Annotated in this window: 15 protein-coding genes and 1 tRNA gene; 10 read left to right on the top strand and 6 right to left on the bottom strand. The window is 47.0% G+C overall.

Annotated elements, in window-relative coordinates:
• Window positions 1-8: 8 nt before the first annotated feature.
• From ispG to V2I46_12500, 6 genes are all read left to right on the top strand, one after another.
• The gene (gene ispG, locus V2I46_12525; protein ID MEE4178321.1) at window positions 9-1,859 is read left to right on the top strand and encodes a (E)-4-hydroxy-3-methylbut-2-enyl-diphosphate synthase; all 1,851 of its coding nucleotides are present in this window, start codon (window positions 9-11) and stop codon (window positions 1,857-1,859) included.
• Window positions 1,860-1,936: 77 nt separating this feature from the next.
• On the top strand, window positions 1,937-3,280 hold the full coding sequence (trkA, locus tag V2I46_12520) for a Trk system potassium transporter TrkA (GenBank protein MEE4178320.1): 1,344 nt from the start codon (window positions 1,937-1,939) through the stop codon (window positions 3,278-3,280).
• Between the two features lie 11 nt (window positions 3,281-3,291).
• Window positions 3,292-4,758 (top strand): TrkH family potassium uptake protein, encoded by a 1,467-nt coding sequence (locus V2I46_12515; GenBank protein ID MEE4178319.1) that lies wholly within the window; start codon window positions 3,292-3,294, stop codon window positions 4,756-4,758.
• Window positions 4,759-4,857: 99 nt separating this feature from the next.
• Window positions 4,858-5,757 carry a glycosyltransferase family 2 protein gene (locus V2I46_12510; GenBank protein MEE4178318.1) on the top strand — a complete coding sequence of 300 codons (900 nt, stop codon included), beginning with the start codon at window positions 4,858-4,860 and terminating at the stop codon, window positions 5,755-5,757.
• Window positions 5,758-5,843: 86 nt separating this feature from the next.
• The gene (locus V2I46_12505; GenBank protein MEE4178317.1) at window positions 5,844-6,377 is read left to right on the top strand and encodes a glutathione peroxidase; all 534 of its coding nucleotides are present in this window, start codon (window positions 5,844-5,846) and stop codon (window positions 6,375-6,377) included.
• A gap of 8 nt (window positions 6,378-6,385) precedes the next feature.
• Window positions 6,386-6,850: an SRPBCC family protein gene (locus V2I46_12500; GenBank protein ID MEE4178316.1), complete on the top strand. Its 465-nt coding sequence runs from the start codon at window positions 6,386-6,388 to the stop codon at window positions 6,848-6,850.
• 53 nt (window positions 6,851-6,903) lie between these two features.
• Here V2I46_12500 and V2I46_12495 read toward each other — a convergent pair whose 3' ends face one another.
• The 3 genes from V2I46_12495 to V2I46_12485 all read right to left on the bottom strand — a co-directional run bounded on the left by V2I46_12495 (window position 6,904) and on the right by V2I46_12485 (window position 9,287).
• Complete coding sequence (locus V2I46_12495) at window positions 6,904-7,884, bottom strand: type I phosphomannose isomerase catalytic subunit (GenBank protein MEE4178315.1); 981 nt, start codon at window positions 7,882-7,884, stop codon at window positions 6,904-6,906.
• Between the two features lie 25 nt (window positions 7,885-7,909).
• Window positions 7,910-8,374, bottom strand: coding sequence for a hypothetical protein (locus V2I46_12490; GenBank protein ID MEE4178314.1), 465 nt, complete (start codon window positions 8,372-8,374; stop codon window positions 7,910-7,912).
• Window positions 8,375-8,468: 94 nt separating this feature from the next.
• Window positions 8,469-9,287, bottom strand: coding sequence for an SDR family oxidoreductase (locus V2I46_12485; GenBank protein ID MEE4178313.1), 819 nt, complete (start codon window positions 9,285-9,287; stop codon window positions 8,469-8,471).
• A gap of 167 nt (window positions 9,288-9,454) precedes the next feature.
• On the opposite strand from V2I46_12485, the gene V2I46_12480 reads away from it, so the two are divergent.
• The gene (locus V2I46_12480; GenBank protein ID MEE4178312.1) at window positions 9,455-10,627 is read left to right on the top strand and encodes a hypothetical protein; all 1,173 of its coding nucleotides are present in this window, start codon (window positions 9,455-9,457) and stop codon (window positions 10,625-10,627) included.
• A gap of 149 nt (window positions 10,628-10,776) precedes the next feature.
• Window positions 10,777-10,849, top strand: a tRNA-Lys gene (locus V2I46_12475).
• 396 nt (window positions 10,850-11,245) lie between these two features.
• Here V2I46_12475 and V2I46_12470 read toward each other — a convergent pair.
• Genes V2I46_12470 through V2I46_12460 form a run of 3 tightly spaced genes read right to left on the bottom strand, consistent with a single transcriptional unit; the run spans window position 11,246 to window position 14,491 of the window.
• A complete protein-coding gene (locus V2I46_12470) occupies window positions 11,246-12,469 on the bottom strand; it encodes an alanine dehydrogenase (protein MEE4178311.1) in 1,224 nt (407 codons plus the stop codon).
• Window positions 12,470-12,513: 44 nt separating this feature from the next.
• The gene (tsaE, locus tag V2I46_12465) at window positions 12,514-12,933 is read right to left on the bottom strand and encodes a tRNA (adenosine(37)-N6)-threonylcarbamoyltransferase complex ATPase subunit type 1 TsaE (GenBank protein MEE4178310.1); all 420 of its coding nucleotides are present in this window, start codon (window positions 12,931-12,933) and stop codon (window positions 12,514-12,516) included.
• Window positions 12,934-12,940: 7 nt separating this feature from the next.
• Window positions 12,941-14,491 (bottom strand): PglZ domain-containing protein, encoded by a 1,551-nt coding sequence (locus V2I46_12460; protein ID MEE4178309.1) that lies wholly within the window; start codon window positions 14,489-14,491, stop codon window positions 12,941-12,943.
• 218 nt (window positions 14,492-14,709) lie between these two features.
• On the opposite strand from V2I46_12460, the gene V2I46_12455 reads away from it, so the two are divergent.
• Window positions 14,710-15,981, top strand: coding sequence for an HD domain-containing protein (locus tag V2I46_12455; protein MEE4178308.1), 1,272 nt, complete (start codon window positions 14,710-14,712; stop codon window positions 15,979-15,981).
• A gap of 94 nt (window positions 15,982-16,075) precedes the next feature.
• Window positions 16,076-17,113, top strand: a complete 1,038-nt coding sequence (gene lpxD, locus V2I46_12450) for a UDP-3-O-(3-hydroxymyristoyl)glucosamine N-acyltransferase (protein ID MEE4178307.1) — start codon at window positions 16,076-16,078, stop codon at window positions 17,111-17,113.
• Window positions 17,114-17,120: the final 7 nt, after the last annotated feature.

The raw sequence follows: 17,120 nt of genomic DNA, 5'->3' as shown, positions 1-17,120 counted from the left end.
ACTCCATTATGATACGTTTTCCTTCACGCGAAGTAATCATTGGCAACCGACCCCTGGGCAGGAAGCATCCCATACGCTTACAGTCAATGACCAACACCGCACCTCTTGACATACAAGCAACCCTAAAACAGATCATCCGGATTTTTGAGGCTGGGGCCGACTATGTGCGAATCAGTGCCCCAAATCGCCAAAGTGCCCTTAACCTGAAGAAGATCAGAAAAGAACTACACAAGGCGGGCTTTGACCAGCCTCTCATTGCAGATATCCATTTCAATCCTGACCTGGCACTGATCGCCGCAAAATTTGTTGAGAAAGTCAGGATAAACCCCGGCAATTATTCCGGCGCAGGGCGTAAGGGGCAGAAGGACTGGGCCGACAGCGAATATGAGGCGGAACTTGAAAGAATTCGCCAAAATATTTCCCCGCTTCTTGAGGTGTGCAAGGAATATGGCACGGCCATCCGGATTGGCACTAATTTTGGATCACTATCTCCAAGAATCATTTCCAGGTTTGGCAATACCCCAGAAGGAATGGTTCAGTCAACGCTTGAATTCCTGAAAATCTTTGAAGACCTTGGATTTTACAACACCGTTATTTCTTTAAAGGCCAGCAACCCCTTGCTAATGATCCGTTCCTACCTGCTGATGGTTGAGCGAATGCTGGAAGAGGGTATGGCCTATCCGCTTCACTTAGGTGTTACCGAAGCCGGTGAAGGAGAGAACGGCCGCATCAAATCTGCCCTGGGGATCAGTACCCTGCTACAGGAAGGTATTGGCGATACCATAAGGGTAAGCCTGTCAGAAGAGCCCGAAGCTGAGATTCCCGTCGCCAGAAAGATTGCCGAGCCTTTCCAGGGAATCTTTCCCGGCGTCGGTGCGCTGACAAGTAAATTTTCAGTGAAGCCATTCAACTGGCAAGATAAGCAGTTGCCAGCCCTGCCCGGAGGGCATAAGGCCATAGTGATCAGTTCTTTTTCGGGAAGCACCCGAAATGCAACCCATCTCCATCCCCAGGCTGATAAAAGCTTTCTGGACACAAATCTCCCCAACCCGCCCGATCTTTATTTTATACAGGGAGAAAAGGAAAAAGATGAACATGGCCTTTCAGGTCTTCCTAATGGAAAAATCTTAGACATCAATTCAGGATTTGAACATCCGCTATTGACGCAAGAGCAGGTATTCAATGGAAGTTTCAAAACTCATTCAGGTTTTTACTTTTTTCATCTGACCCATCTTCCTGATCCTGATTTGGTTAAAAAGCTGATCAAAATTCCCCGCCTGATAATCCTTTGGCGGCCTGAAAAGATCCTTGAACCGGCATTGATCAGTGATTTGTTTTTACTGTTGGAGGGAGCACAGGACCCTGTTGCCATTATTCCCTGCCTCACTTACAATCAAGCCGATGGGGAGGCGTTTATCCTTAAACTGACTGCCGACCTGGGCAGGCTTCTTCTTGAGCGAAAGATCCACGGAATGTGGATAGAAAATCCAGGCCTAACCCAAAAGGTCATTATTCAAGCCTGTTACAGTTTGCTTCAGGCCACAGGGCTCCGTATCACACGCACCGAATACATCTCTTGTCCAACCTGTGCCCGCACCTCATTTGACCTGATGAAAGTCCTCAAAGAGGTAAAGGAGAAAACCAGCCACCTTCCCGGACTAAAGATAGCCGTCATGGGTTGTGTAGTAAACGGACCCGGAGAAATGGCTGATGCCGATTTTGGGATTATGGGTTCAGGTCCTGATACCGTAAACCTTTTTAGAGGAAATGAGGTTGAAGTAAAAAACCTGCCCCAGGATCAGGCAGCCCAAACTTTGCTTGAGCTTATTAATAGCATGAATTCCAGTGAATTGAAATAAACCATCAGGGTATTTACTCCTGCTTGTTTGTTGATAATTCATCGTATATTTGCAATGTTTTTTATTAAATACTTGACATGAATATTCTTATTGCGGGCGATAGTGAAACCGCATTGCACCTGGCAGGCCTGCTTGCAAATGAAAAGCATAACGTTTCACTCATCTGTCCAAACAGGGAGCTGCTCAAGGTAATTGAAGTCCACGCTGACCTCATGACCTATGTTGGAGACGCCACCTCCCTGGAAATGTTGCAGGAAGTCAATCCAAAGCGAATCGACCTCTTGGTCAGTGTTAACCTTGATGGCCGGATCAACTTGTTGACAGCCATCATGGGTAAAAAACTCGGCATCAAGAAATGCATTGCCAAACTGCACGAAGTCGAATCCCTTACTACCGAATACAAGGAGTTTTGTAAAAGCCTTGGAATAGACTTCCTCGTTTCTCCTGAAAAAATTGCTGTAAAAGAAATCGTGAGCCTGCTAAACAATACCGCAGCTACCGAAATCTTTGACTTTTCAGATAACCAGCTTTCGATGATGCTGGTAAAGCTTGAAAGGGATGCCCCCGTTATTGGTAAGTCTCTCAATGATATTGCCGTTGAGCACCCTCACCTCGATTTCAGGGCCATAGCCATTCACCGGAGAGCCAGGACCTTGATCCCCAAAGGCAGTGATATTTTTCAGGAAGGGGATATGGCATACGTGGTCACCAAACCCGATGGGATCGATCAGCTCCTTAGAATGGGCGGTAAAACCCAGTTTGAAATTTTTAATGTGATGATCGTGGGTGGTGGAGCCGTGGGCAAAATGACTGCCGCTGCCCTTGAGAAGCAATTCAATATTACCTTGTTTGAGCTCGATTATGATCGCTGTCAGGTGCTTTCCGACTACCTCTCCGATACGCTGATCATCAATGGTGACGCAAGGGATGTGACCTTGCTCGAAGACGAAAAGATCAGCGCAATGGATGCTTTTGTGGCTGTCACAAACAACTCGGAGACCAATATCCTGACCTGCATGCTGGCTCGAAAGTTTGGGGTCAAGAAAACCATTGCCCTGGTTGAAAACCTTGACTTCATTGACATTTCGCAGAACATCGGCATTGATACCATCATCAACAAAAAACTGGCCACCGCCAGTTATATCATCCGCTTTACCATGTCTGCGGAAGTCATTTCAACAAAATGCCTTACTGGCATCGATGCCGAGGTTTTCGAGTTTATTGCCAAACCGCACTCCCCCGTGACAAAAAAGCCGATCCGCAAGCTGAAATTTCCGGACAAGGCGATCATAGGAGGAATTATTCGCAGTGGAAAAGGGTATATCGCCCGGGGGGATATACAGATTGAGGCAGGTGACAAGGTTGTTGTCTTTGCCCTGCCACAGGCATTTCACCTGGTGGATAAAATGTTCAGGGATTAAATTGCGTAACTATGTCTGGATGGTCGGATATTAACATCCGCTTAATTACCAAATTTATCGGCATCCTCCTGATGCTTCTTACCTTTTTTATGGCTCTTTCGGCCCTTTGGTCATGGTATTATAATGAAGAAGAAGCGTTGAGATCCTTGGCGATGGGAGGTGGAATAACCTTTTTCAGCGGCTTTTTGCTTTTTATTTTCGCCCGAAAAAATGACCATCGTAACATCGGGAAAAAAGAAGGATACCTCATTGTAACCCTCACATGGCTAAGCATTTCCGCCTTCGGGGCTTTACCCTTCTATCTTAATCATACCATCCCTTCATATACCGACGCGTTTTTTGAAACCATTTCCGGCTTCACCACCACAGGGGCATCGATCCTTACCGACATTGAATCTGTTTCGAAAGGCCTGTTGTTCTGGCGAAGCATGACGCATTGGCTCGGCGGGATGGGAATCATCGTGCTTACCCTGGCAATCCTTCCTATTTTAGGTGTTGGGGGCATGCAACTTTTTGTTGCCGAAGCTCCCGGGACTACCCCCAGCCGTTTGCACCCCCGGATTGCCGAAACCGCCAAGCGGCTCTGGGGCATATACTTTCTAATTACGGGTGTACAAACCATTCTGCTTATGCTGGGGGATATGAGCCTTTTCGATGCCCTGAATCACGCCTTCAGCACTATGGCCACTGGCGGGTTCTCCACAAAGAATGACAGCGTGGCTGGCTTCTCCCCCTACATCCAATACGTGATCATTTTCTTTATGATCCTGGCTGGGACCAACTTCTCCCTGCATTACTTTGCCCTGAAAGGCCAGTTAGGCAAAGTGTTTAAAAATGAGGAATACCGCTTTTATTTAAGCGTCATGGGTATTTTCACACTGGTAATCGCTACTGTCATTTTCCTTTCCAGCCAGTTTGGTTTTGAAAAGGCTTTCCGCGACAGTTTGTTTCAGGTGGTCTCTATTGTTACCACAACAGGTTTTGTTTCAACCGATTACCTTCAGTGGGAAGGATCCCTGTGGTTTCTTTTATTCCTGCTGATGTTTACCGGAGGCTGCATTGGTTCAACAGGAGGGGGTATTAAAATGATCCGCCACCTTGTGCTTTTGAAAAATGTCCGGCTCGAATTCAAACGCCTCATTCACCCAATGGCCGTGATACCTGTCAGAATTAACGGAAAAACAATCCCTTCCGAGATCATCCATAACTTCCTGGCATTTTTCATGATTTATGTAATCATTGTCGGATTAGGATCGGTGGTCATGGCTGTTATTGGGCTCGATTTCATTTCAGCGGTAGGAGCTACCGTGGCCACCCTGGGCAACGTGGGGCCTGGTATCGGAAGCGTGGGACCCGTATTCAATTATGCCCACATCCCTGATGTTGGTAAGTGGGTGCTTAGTTTCCTGATGTTATTGGGAAGGCTTGAGCTTTTTACCGTGCTTTTGATCCTCACACCAGGTTTTTACAGAAAATAAGATTTACTTTCCGCAAGTTCTCTCCATTTCATGGGTTGACTTGAAATCCAGATCTGTTCAGGAAAATAGTCCTTATATTTGTCCAGCAAGCTCTCTTTCATGCTAAGCATTTGTATCCCGGTATATAACTACGATGTCAGACCACTGGTCAAAAGTCTGCATAGGCAAGCCCTCTTGCTTCCTGCACCTGCTGAACTCCTGATACTGGACGACGCCTCTGATCCGGAGTTTTGCCTGCTGAACCGGGAACTGTCTGACCTTGATTTGGTCAGGTACGAAGAACTCAAGGAAAACGCCGGACGGAGCCGCATCAGGAACCTTTTGGCAAAAAAAGCACGCTTCCCATGGATCCTGTTTATGGACTGCGATTCAGAAACCCCTGATGAATTTTTCCTGAAGCGCTATCTGGATGAAACCGGAGAAATCCTGGTTGTCTGCGGGGGAAGGAGCTATTTGTCCCAGCCCCCTGCCGATGACACCTTCCTCCACTGGTGGTATGGGACACATCGGGAGGTCAGAGGTGCTGCCGAAAGAAGCATGAATCCTCACCTTTCATTTATGACCAACAATTTCATGATCCCCAAAAGCATTCTTCAGCGAATCCCCTTTAATGAAAACATCAAGGGCTACGGTCACGAGGATACGCTCCTGGGCTATGAACTCATGAAGAACAAGGTTACCGTTAAGCATATCAACAACCCCTTGCTGCACATTGGCTTGCAGGGCAATCGCGAATTTCTGGAGAAAAGTCGTGAAGGAGTCAAAAACCTGGCATTTATTAATAACTACCTCGATGACGGGAGTGAACTGGCTAAAATGGTCCGCCTTCTCAAAGGATTTAGGTTACTGAAACGCCTCAGACTATGCAGCACTTTTGCCCTGGGCTTCCGAATGCTTCAAAAACCTTTAGAAGCCAACTTGCTGGGGAAAAAACCCAGGCTAAAATGGTTTGATCTTTACAAACTGGGATATTTTTGCCAGAACCGTCATCAGGCCTGAACCTTCCGCTGGTCTTCCTGTTAATAAAAAAGGAAATTTTAACAGGATATTTTTTCACAAACCTCTTTTTCATGAGCTTATTTTCAATGATTCAGGCCTTCTTTAGCGGCAGGAAACTGAGTCGACCCGCAAGCGCAAAGAGTAAAACCTCATTTTATGATCTGAAAATGGTTTCACTGAAAGGCGACACCATCCCATTCGGAAATTTCAGGGGCAAGAAGGTCTTGCTTGTTAACACCGCCAGCAAGTGTGGCTTCACACCTCAGTATGCTGAGCTTGAGAAACTGCATCAGAAGTACCACAAGAAGCTGCAAATCATTGGCTTCCCGGCAAACAATTTTATGAACCAGGAACCCGGCAGCACAGATGAAATCGCTGAATTCTGTGAAAGGAATTACGGGGTAAGTTTTCTGATGAGTGATAAGGTCTCTGTTAAAGGTAACAACAAACACCCGGTTTACAAGTGGCTCACCGAAAAAGGCAAGAATGGCTGGAACAAGAAATCCCCCAGCTGGAACTTCCAGAAATACCTTGTGGACGAGAACGGAGAACTCAAGAGCGTTTTTGCTCCCACCGTGAAACCCTTTGATGACAGTATTATTTCCCAGATCGAAGATTAAGCCGGATTATGTATCACCTTTTTCGCAAACAGCTCCTCCCCATAAGCCTTGAACAAGGGTGGGCGTTCTTTTCTGACCCTTATAACCTGAAAACCATCACCCCGCCTGATATGGGCTTTGAGGTATTGTCGTTCTCAGGAAAGAAAGAAATACACTCGGGCCAGATTATCATCTATTCAGTCAAACCTTTAATGGGAGTCCCGGTCAAGTGGGTTACCGAGATTACACAGGCTGAAGGTCCGTTTTTCTTTGTGGATGAGCAGCGCAGCGGGCCATTCTCGTTCTGGCACCATAAGCATTACCTGAAATCTGCCGAAAACGGCGTGGAAATGATTGACAGCCTCCATTACAAAATGCCCTTCGGATGGTTGGGGAAACTGGTACACCAAATCATGGTAAAAAGAAGACTGGAACAGATCTTCGACTTCCGTGAAAAAGCCATCAGGGAGCGATTCGGCAAGGTCAAAGAATGAAGGAACAGCCGGATACCACCAATCCCTTAAACCAAATCAGGATTTCCTGAAGCTTATCCTATATAGGTTTCCAGCACCCGGCAGGATGTTTGCGGGACATAGCTTACCTGCCTGATGTCGGCCGGAACAAGCACCACATCTCCCTTGGCAACCTCTTCACTGCCCCCTGGATAACTAAGTGTAAAGCCACCCTCAAGACAAACCAGCAACACGAAAGAATCCACTAGGTAGTAATCCAGCTCGATCTTTCGGTCAAAGGTCAATAATTTGGTGGTGAAGTGTTTATCGCTTACCAGGCTGACTCTATCATTAAACACAGGCTCATAATCAAGCGTAAATTCTTCGGCCTTGCTGAAGTCGATGGCCTCCATGGCTTGTTCAATATGCAATTCCCTGGGCTTCCCATCGGTCCCAGGGCGGTCCCAGTCATAAAGGCGATAAGTCACATCACTGGCCTGCTGTATCTCACAGAGGGTAATACCTGCACCAATGGCATGTACCTTTCCGGCCGGCAAATATAGCACGTCGCCCTTTTTTACGGGTTTTGCCACCATGATATCACGCAGGGTATTCTGTTCAATATGCCTTCGCAAGGTCTCCCGTTCTACCTCGCGGTTAAAACCAGAAATGATCTCAGCGCCCGGCTCAGCATCAATAATATACCACATCTCGGTTTTACCATAGGAGTTATGACGCTTCATGCCCAGGGCATCATCGGGGTGTACCTGCACGGACAGGTAATCGTTGGTGTCAATGAACTTCACCAGCAGGGGAAACTCTTCTCCAAACTGTTCGAATACCTTATCCCCGACCAGGTCACCCATGTATACTTCAATGACTTCAGGCAAGGTATTCCCACTGAGAAAACCGTTGCGCACCACAGAGCTGTCCTTCGAAAAGGCAAACAGTTCCCACGACTCGCCGCAATTCGGCAAAGGCGAAAAGTCTTTTCCCAGCAATGATTTCAGGCGCGTGCCTCCCCAAACCTTGTCTTTATAGACAGGCTGGAATTTTAAAGGATATAATTTATGCATTTGAGGATAAAAAATTCAGGCAGATTTATTCAGGCCACTCCACCTCTTCATTATCATTAAATCCAACAGCCCAACTCACCTGCACCATCACCTTCTCATCAAAAATAAAATCAACCTGGGCATCAAAAAACGAGACACGGCGCTCATCCCATTCTTCTTCGTCTTCGGCCTCATAATCAGTGAATCCATTTTCCTTCATCAGCGCAATGGCTTGCTTCTCGGTCAGACCAAAAATCCTTTTGCCGAACAGGGTGGCATCCTGATGATCTGTCTCGAAATTGGTGCAGCGGTCTTCAAATTCCTTCTCAAAATACACCGCATGACCCTTATCCCAGTAACTCCATACTTCTACCTCTGAAAAATCCTCATCGCCTTCAATGGTCTCAATTTCCTGGGGTTCGCCAAACAAGGTCTTCACTTCGTTTTTGGTAGCACCAAACTTCAGGTTCCCAAAGCCAACCAGGGGCTTAATGATCAGGTCTTCTTTCATTTTTTCTTGTTTTAATGGAATAGAAAAACGGGGGTTTGAAGCAAATTTAGGATTTATTTATTTCCCCTGCGTTAATTTATTGGTAAAATTGTCTTTACTTCAGGGGTGAATTGTCTTCGCGTGCCATTTGGTCATATATCATTTTATCCAGAAGGCCCGGAATGATTTTATTCAGCAAGATAATCAGTTTGCCTTCGGGCGTCAGCACCAGCTCACGCTTTCGCTTACCGATGGCATTCATAATATGCCAGGCGGCAAGTTCTGCAGACATCATCTTATCCTCGGCCCGGGGCGACTCGCCCTGGGGAGAGCCATCACGCGACAGGGCAGTCTTCCGGATATTGCTGGTAGTAAAACCAGGACTGGCCACCATTACGTGTAATCCCTTTTTCAGGTTCTCTATGCGCAGGGTCTCCATAAATCCTCGCAAAGCAAATTTCGAGGCCGAATAGCCGGTACGCGCCGGCAGGCCCTTGTGGCCTGCAACAGACGAGATGCCTACCAGGCTGCCTTTTGAAGCCAGTAAATAAGGCAAGGCGAACTTGGTGGTATAAACAGCACCCCAGAAATTTACCCGCATCAGCCGATCCAGCACTTCAAGGTCAACCTCTTCAAAAAGGGCACGCATCGAAACCCCGGCATTGTTGATCAATATATCGATGCGGCCAAATTCCTTCAAGGTAGTCTGGATCAATCGCTGACAATCCTCTTGCCGGGTAACATCGGCCCTGACCAACAGAAACTGCCCCTCAGGCGAATCTCCCAGGGCGGCCGTCTCCTGCAGCCCCTCAAGGTTTCTGGCCGCCATGACTACTTTCATGCCGCGGCTTAATCCTTCAAGGGACAGAGCCCTGCCAATACCGGAGGAAGCCCCTGTGACGACCATGATTTTTCCCTGCATTTTCCTTTTCATTGGTATGATACTGGTGAGATACGTGGCTCCAAATTAATTTTTTTCGATTCCCTAACCTAATATTATTGGGAAAAACATGATAAGGACAAAGATTAACATATATCCTTGCAAATAAATCTTTTACTTTTGCAAAGATGATAAAATAATTCAAGAGAAAAGCCACGCATATGCAACTCATTGAAGTAAACAATTCCCGCACGGTGAAGGAATTCCTGGAAGTTCCCCGCATCATCTATAAAAACGATCCCAATTGGATCAGCCACCTGGACCAGGACATTGAAGCGGTTTTCGATCCCCGGAAAAACAAATATTTTATCCTGGGTGAAGCCATCCGCTGGGTCCTTAAGGATGACAACGGGCAGTTGCTGGGTCGCGTGGCAGCTTTTATTCACCCCGAATTCTCCGCCATTTTTAACCAACCAACCGGAGGAATGGGCTTCTTCGAGTGCACAAACAATCAGCAAGCAGCCGACATTTTGTTCCATGCCTCCAAAAACTGGCTCGCGCAGAAAGGCATGGAAGCCATGGACGGGCCCATTAACTTTGGCGAAAAGGACCGCTTCTGGGGCCTGCTCGTCAATGGTTTCGAAAATCAACCCATTTACACCATCAATTACAACCCGCCTTATTACAAGGATTTATTCGAACATTACGGCTTTAAAAAATTCTACAACCAAAACGTCTTTTACCTCAGTGCCAGCAAAGGCCTCCCCCCTATTCTGGAGAAGAAATACGAGCGGCTGATCACCACCCAGGGATACCGGTTCGGCCATCTGGAAGTCTCAAAAATCGATAAATACGCCGAAGATTTTAAAACCATTTATAATGAGGCATGGGCCCATACCCATAAATTTTTTAAACCTATTTCAAAGGATGCTGCCCTGGCCATCTTCGAGAGCATAAAAAGCGTGGTGGATGAGAAACTGGTCATTTTCGCCTACCACTACGATAGACCGGTGGCTTTCTTCGTCAGCATCCCCGAGTTGAATCAAATCTTCAAACACCTGAACGGACGCCTGGACCTTTGGGGGAAAATCAAATTCCTTTACTACCGCTGGCGCGGAAAGCTCAACCAGATCAGTGGCCTTGTGTTCGGGATCGTTCCGGAATATCGCAACAAAGGCTTAGATGCAGGAATGATCATGACCCTCAAAAATTATATCGTCACCGGCAAAAAAACAAAATACAAGGGGGCCTATATGGCCTGGATCGGTGATTTCAATCCAAAAATGGTCCATATTGCCGAACACATCGGTGGTGAGCGAGTCTTCCTGCTGACCACCTACCGGCTCATGTTCAACCCGAATGCAGAATTTGAACCACACCCGGTGCTGGATTAAAAGAATTTTGCAAGGCTTCAAGGAGTGCCCCTAAAAAAACCCCTTCAAGGGAAAAAAACTTTTTGTTTTTCAAGAATAGAACGTATCTTTGCACTCTTAAAAAAACAGCCCCCTCCCGGGGCTTAGTTCTTTGAAGATTTACTGGTTTTGACTTGGTAGCTCAGCTGGTAGAGCACATCCCTTTTAAGGATGGGGTCCTGGGTTCGAGCCCCAGCCAAGTCACTGCATCAGGGGCTGCCTCCGCGATCGAAGGCAGCCTTTGTTTTTTTCCTTTCCCTGCTATTCTTTTCCAATAACATTCTCATGGTTAATACGGAGTATTTACGTAGTTTATACGGTTTAAACCGTATAAACTACGACCATGGTACCTCCCAGGTACGGGTATGGCACGAACCTGCAAAAGGAGTTGAAGCTCTCTTAATAAGTGCATAAACCCTAAAAAAACAAATAAAATCATTGATTTTAAAAAAAAGAAAAGGATGGCACCATGCCCATCCCTTTCACACAAGGCCATATCCTTACATGCAACCGTATAGCCTTGTAAGGGATTTCTCCGGCCGTAATACAGGAAAAAGAAGCAAAAAGAATGGTCCCGAAAAGGGTTTAAGAATGGGTGGATTATTTAAAGGCAGCCATCAGCAAATCGATATCCTGGTAAGGCAAGTGGAAATATTCGCCAATATACTGGTTGGTCAGGATACCATTGAACAAATAAACACCCTGACGAACCCCGGGGTCGTGCTTCAGCATGTTTTCGAGCCCTCCGGCTTCGCCGAGTTTCAGCAATACCGGGCCAAAAAAGTTACTGAAGGCATAGGAAGCCGTGTGGGGAACCCTTGAAGCAATGTTGGGCACACAATAGTGGGTCACACCAAACTTACGGAAGACGGGGTCGGAATGATTGGTGATCTCACTGGTTTCAATGCAGCCGCCCTGGTCAATGCTGACATCCACGATAACGCTGCCATATTTCATCTGGCTGACCATTTCCTCATTTACCACAATGGGCGTTCTGCCCCAGGGAGCATGAAGGGCCCCAATGACTACATCGGCGGTCTTCAGGGCTTTCAGAAGCACCTTGGGCTGGATAATAGAAGTGAATATCCTTGCACTCAGGTTATTCTGCAGCCGCCGCAGCTTATACAGCGAGTTGTCGAACACCTTGACCATAGCCCCCAGGCCCATGGCGGCCCGAACGGCATATTCGCCTACGGTGCCTGCGCCTAGGATCACCACCTCGGTAGGGGTAATGCCCGAAAAACCACCAAACATCCGGCCTTTCCCAAATTTACGGTCACTCAGGTATTCGGCGGCAATCAAAATAGAGGTATTCCCGGCAATTTCACTCATGCTCCTTACCAGGGGGAATGAATTGGTCTTATCGCGAATCAGCTCAAAGGCCGCAGCGGTAACCTTCTTATTTGCCAGGGTCTTAAAATAACTTTCCTTTTGCATGGGCATCGCCAGGGCAGAAAAGATCACCTGACCCGTTCTGAGGTAGGTCATTTCCTGGTCGGTAAGTGGAGACACCTTCAGGATGATGTTGGCCTTGAAAACCTCCTCGGAAGAATAGACAATCTCGCCGCCCACTTCGCTGTATTCGTTGTCGGGGAAAAAAGCATTTTCGCCGGCCTTGCTTTCGATGAGGACCTTGTGGCCATTCTGCACCAAAAGGGAAACGGCTTCAGGGGCCAGGGCAACCCTGTTCTCCTGAAAGGCAGTTTCCCGGGGAATACCTAAAATGAGATGGTTTTTACGTTTTCTTACTTCCAGCATCTCTTCCTGGGGCAGGAATTGTCCCCCCTTGCTGAACATTACATAATCTTTTTCTCCGCGTTCCATTGTTGTTTGGTTTTACTGCAAATTCTTACAGCTAAAAGTACAAATCAGAATCGGATGATACGCTCTCCGTGATGGTCTTCCATGATCACCACGTGGCTTCCTTCGGGCAGCAAGGCCTCTATTTTCTCAGGCCACTCGATGAAACAATAGCTTCCCGAGAAAAAATAATCCTCGTAGCCCAGGTTGTAAACTTCAACGATGTCCTTGATGCGGTAAAAGTCGAAATGGAAGATACTTTCACCCGAGTCAGTCATATACTGGTTAATAATGGAAAAGGTTGGGCTGCTGACCACATCCACAGTGCCCAGCTGCCTGCACAGCGCTTTGATGAGGGTGGTTTTACCCACGCCCATGGGCCCGTAGAAGGCAAAAATCCGGCCAGCAGGAAAGGCTGACAACAAGGTTTTGGCAACCTCATCGAGGGCGGCAGGGTCTTTGGCTGTTAATATTTCTGTAGTAACCATCACCAATCTATCGGGCTTTCATAAAAATCAGGGGTATCATCATCTCTTCGAGTGAAACACCGCCATGCTGAAACGTGTTGCGGTAATAGTTCACATAGTAATTGAAGTTGTTGGGATAAGCAAAAAAGCTGTTCTCAACGGCAAAGATGTAATTGGAACTGATATTTCCTTTAGGCAGAAATGCCTGGGATGGATTCCGGACCTCGAAGACCTCTGATGAATCATATTGCAGGTTGCGGCCAGTCTTATAACGGAGGTTGGTGTTGGTGTTCTTGTCGCCCACCACCCGTGTAGGATTCTGCACCCTAATCGAGCCATGGTCGGTCGTAAGGATGATGTTGATTTTTTTCTCAGACAGGAAACGGATGATGTCCCATAAAGGAGAGTGTTCAAACCAACTCATGGTAAGCGAGCGATAAGCGGCTTCGTCGTCGGCAAGCTCCTTGATGACTTCCATCTCGGTGCGGGCATGCGAAAGCATATCAACAAAATTATAGACCAGCACATTCAACTTGGTATTGGTGAAATTGCTGAGGTTCTCTGCCAGCTTCTTGCCCGCGCTGAGGTTAAGAATCTTGTGATAGTTAAATTTGATATCGCTGCCCAGCCGTTTCAGCTGTTCAGTAAGAAGTTCATTTTCATACTGGTTGCGGGTGCCCTCATCCCCTTCACTGACCCAGTAATTTGGATGGCGTTTCTCAATTTCGCTGGGAAGCAGGCCTGCAAAGAAAGCATTGCGGGCATATTGGGTGGCGGTGGGCAGAATGCCGCAATAGACATCTTCATTAACCACCCGGTAAAACTCCTCAAAGAAAGGTTGAAGGGATTTCCACTGGTCGAAGCGCAGGTTGTCGATAATGATGAGAAAGGTTTTGTCTTCGGATTTGATGAAAGGCAGGCAATGCTCGCGGAATACAGTATGGGAAAGGGCAATTTTGTCGTCATCCTGGCTAACCAGCCAGTCAAGATAGTTTTTCTGCACAAAATTGCAAAAAACTGAATTGGCTTCTGATTTCTGCATACGGAAAATTTCCTTCAGGCTGTTGTCCTGTGACTTTTCGAGCTCCAGCTCCCAATACACCAGCTGGCGATAGATGTCTTTCCATTCCCCAAAATCAAGTCTTCCGCTCATGGCCATGCTGATCTGCCGGAACTCGCGCTGATAGCCCATGGTTGTTTTCTCGCTCACCAGCTTCTTATTCTCGAGGTTCTTCTTCAGGGAAAGCAAAAGCTGGTGGGGATTGACCGGTTTAATGAGGTAATCGCTGATATTGCTGCCGATGGCATCATTCATGATACTTTCCTCTTCGCTTTTGGTAATCATCACCACCGGAAGTCCGGGCTGGCGATTTTTGATTTGCGTCAGTGTTTCCAAGCCTGAAATGCCCGGCATATTCTCGTCGAGGAAAACAATATCAAAATCCTTCTCATTGATCAGATCGAGGGCTTCCGAACCGTTGTTGGTAGTAAAAACCGTATATCCTTTCTCTTCAAGAAACATTATATGGGGCTTCAGCAGATCGATCTCATCATCAGCCCAAAGAATTCTTACACTCATTATCAACCATTTAAATTTATGATGAACAGGAAACCAAAAAGAACCAAAACACTACCTTACCAGAAAACGATCTGAGAAGGGTTGGCGCTAGGCTCAAAAAACGCTGAATATCAGGAATAAATAGCAGCGTATTCGTACAAATTTAACTAAAAATACCGACATTTGAATATTCGCCGGGGTAAAATCCCGGCAATTCCTGCCAACCAAATGAAACAGCCATGAATACCTCATCAACCAACAAACTTAAGATTTTTAACGATCCGGTCTATGGATTTATTCATGTACCTGATGAAAGTATTTTCGATTTAATTGAAACGCCTTACTTTCAGCGGTTAAGGAATATCAAGCAATTGGGCATGACACATTTGGTCTATCCTGGTGCGCTGCACACGCGTTTTCACCATTCCATGGGCGCGATGTACCTGGCTACACAGGCCGTTGAAATCCTTCGCTTCAAAGGCCATGAGGTAACTGAACAAGATGCACTGTCGCTGATTCAAGCCATTCTGTTGCACGACCTGGGTCATGGTCCCTTTTCCCACGCGCTCGAAAATGTCCTGATTGCCGACATGAACCACGAAGATCTTACCGGCTTATTCATGCATCACCTCGATCAAGCGTTCGGGCACTCACTGAAAGGCGCCCTGGATATTTTTCACAATACCCATCCCCAAAAGGCACTGCATCAGCTGGTTGCCGGACAGCTGGATATGGACAGGCTCGATTACCTGAACCGCGACAGTTTCTATACGGGCGTTTCTGAAGGAGTTGTCAGCTGGGACCGAATCATAAAAATGCTAAACATTGCCGGTGACCAACTGGTGATTGATGAGAAAGGCATTTACAGCATTGAGAAATTCATCATTGCGCGCCGGCTGATGTATTGGCAGGTTTACCTGCATAAAACAGTCATCTCGGCTGAAAAGCTACTGAACAGTATCGTTCGGCGGGCCAAATACCTGGCTATGGCGGGTGAAAGCCTCTTTGCCTCTCCTGCTTTGGACCGTTTCCTGAGAAGAAAATATTACAGGAAAGATCTCCTGGAAGACCAAAGCCTGCTGGAGGATTATGCTTTGATTGACGACCATGACCTGCATGCCGCTATAAAAGTATGGGCTGAGCATCCCGACCCTGTGCTGAGTCAGTTATGCAGCAATCTGATCAACCGGCATTTGTTTCGCATAGAAATTCAGAAAATGCCCTTCACTGCAGAGTACCTGGAAGAGATCCGCTTCAGGACCCAGAGGCTGTGCGGGATTTCGGAAGAAGACACCGATTATTTTGTGATCAGTGGCATGACCCGCAACAGTGCTTATGACCCAGTGATCGGAAACATCATGGTCCTTTCGCGCGACGGGAGCCTGACTGACATCGCCCGGGCAAGCGATCACCTGAATATCAGCGTTCTATCGCAGCCGGTTGAGAAATTTTTTGTCTGCTATCCCAAAGAAGTGGCGGAACCTGCCATGGAAAAAACCCGGATAACTTAAAAAATATTAAACGAGCCCCGTGGCTGCAGGTAAAACCCTTTTTCAAACCACCAAATATTGGTAACTTGCGGCCATCAAAACCTAAGCAACAACCATGGAATTTTCAGCCAGTCAAATTGCCGGACTATTGAAAGGGACCATTGAAGGAAATCCTGAGGTAACCGTAAGCCAGTTCTCCAAGATTGAAGAAGCCGGGCCCAATGCCCTGACATTCCTTGCTAATCCGGCCTATACGCCGTATATCTATAAAACCAACGCCGCCATTGTGTTGGTGAGCAATACCTTCGAGCCGGAGCAGCCCCTGCAAAGCACCCTGGTACGGGTAGCTGACCCATACAGCGCTTTAGCCACCCTGCTTGAACTTTACAAGCAACAATCGCCCCAAAAATCTGGCACCTCCTCACTTGCTTTTATTGCTGACACAGCAAAGCTGGGTGAAGAGGCTTATGTTGGTGAGTTTGCCTGGATAGGTGAAAATGTTAAAACAGGAAAGAATGTCCGCATTTACCCTCATTGCTACGTGGGCGATAACGTTACTATTGGTGATGATACCACCCTTTTCAGCGGAGTCAGGATCTATGAAGACTGCCAGATCGGCAATGTTTGCACAATCCACGCAAATGCCGTGATCGGCGCTGATGGTTTCGGTTTTGCCCCCCAGTCGGACAGCAATTATCAAAAGGTGGCACAGATTGGAAATGTGGTGATTGAAGACCATGTTGAGATCGGTGCCGGCACCACCATTGACCGGGCCACCATGGGTTCAACCCTCATCAGAAAAGGAGTGAAACTGGACAACCTGATCCAGATTGCCCACAATGTTGTTGTAGGTGAAAACACGGTTATTGCTGCCCAGACTGGCATTGCAGGTTCTTCACGTGTCGGCAAAAATTGTATGATTGGCGGACAGGTTGGTATTAGCGGTCACCTGACCATTGGTGACGAAGTTAAAATTGCCGCCCAAACCGGGGTGTCCTCTTCCATCAAAAATGAGCAGATTATCATGGGCTCGCCTGCGATGGATGCCTCAAGGTTCAGAAAGTCCTTCATTTATTTCCGCAACCTGGAAAACCTTGTTAAGCGCCTTGATGAACTTGAAAAAGCAATGAAGGCCATACAAGACAAAAGTTGAACATCTG

The sequence above is a fragment of the Bacteroides sp. genome (assembly GCA_036351255.1).
GTDB lineage: Bacteria > Bacteroidota > Bacteroidia > Bacteroidales > UBA7960 > UBA7960.
The sequence above is the reverse complement of the archived record's forward strand: the minus strand, read 5'-3'. Positions and strand labels throughout refer to the sequence as shown.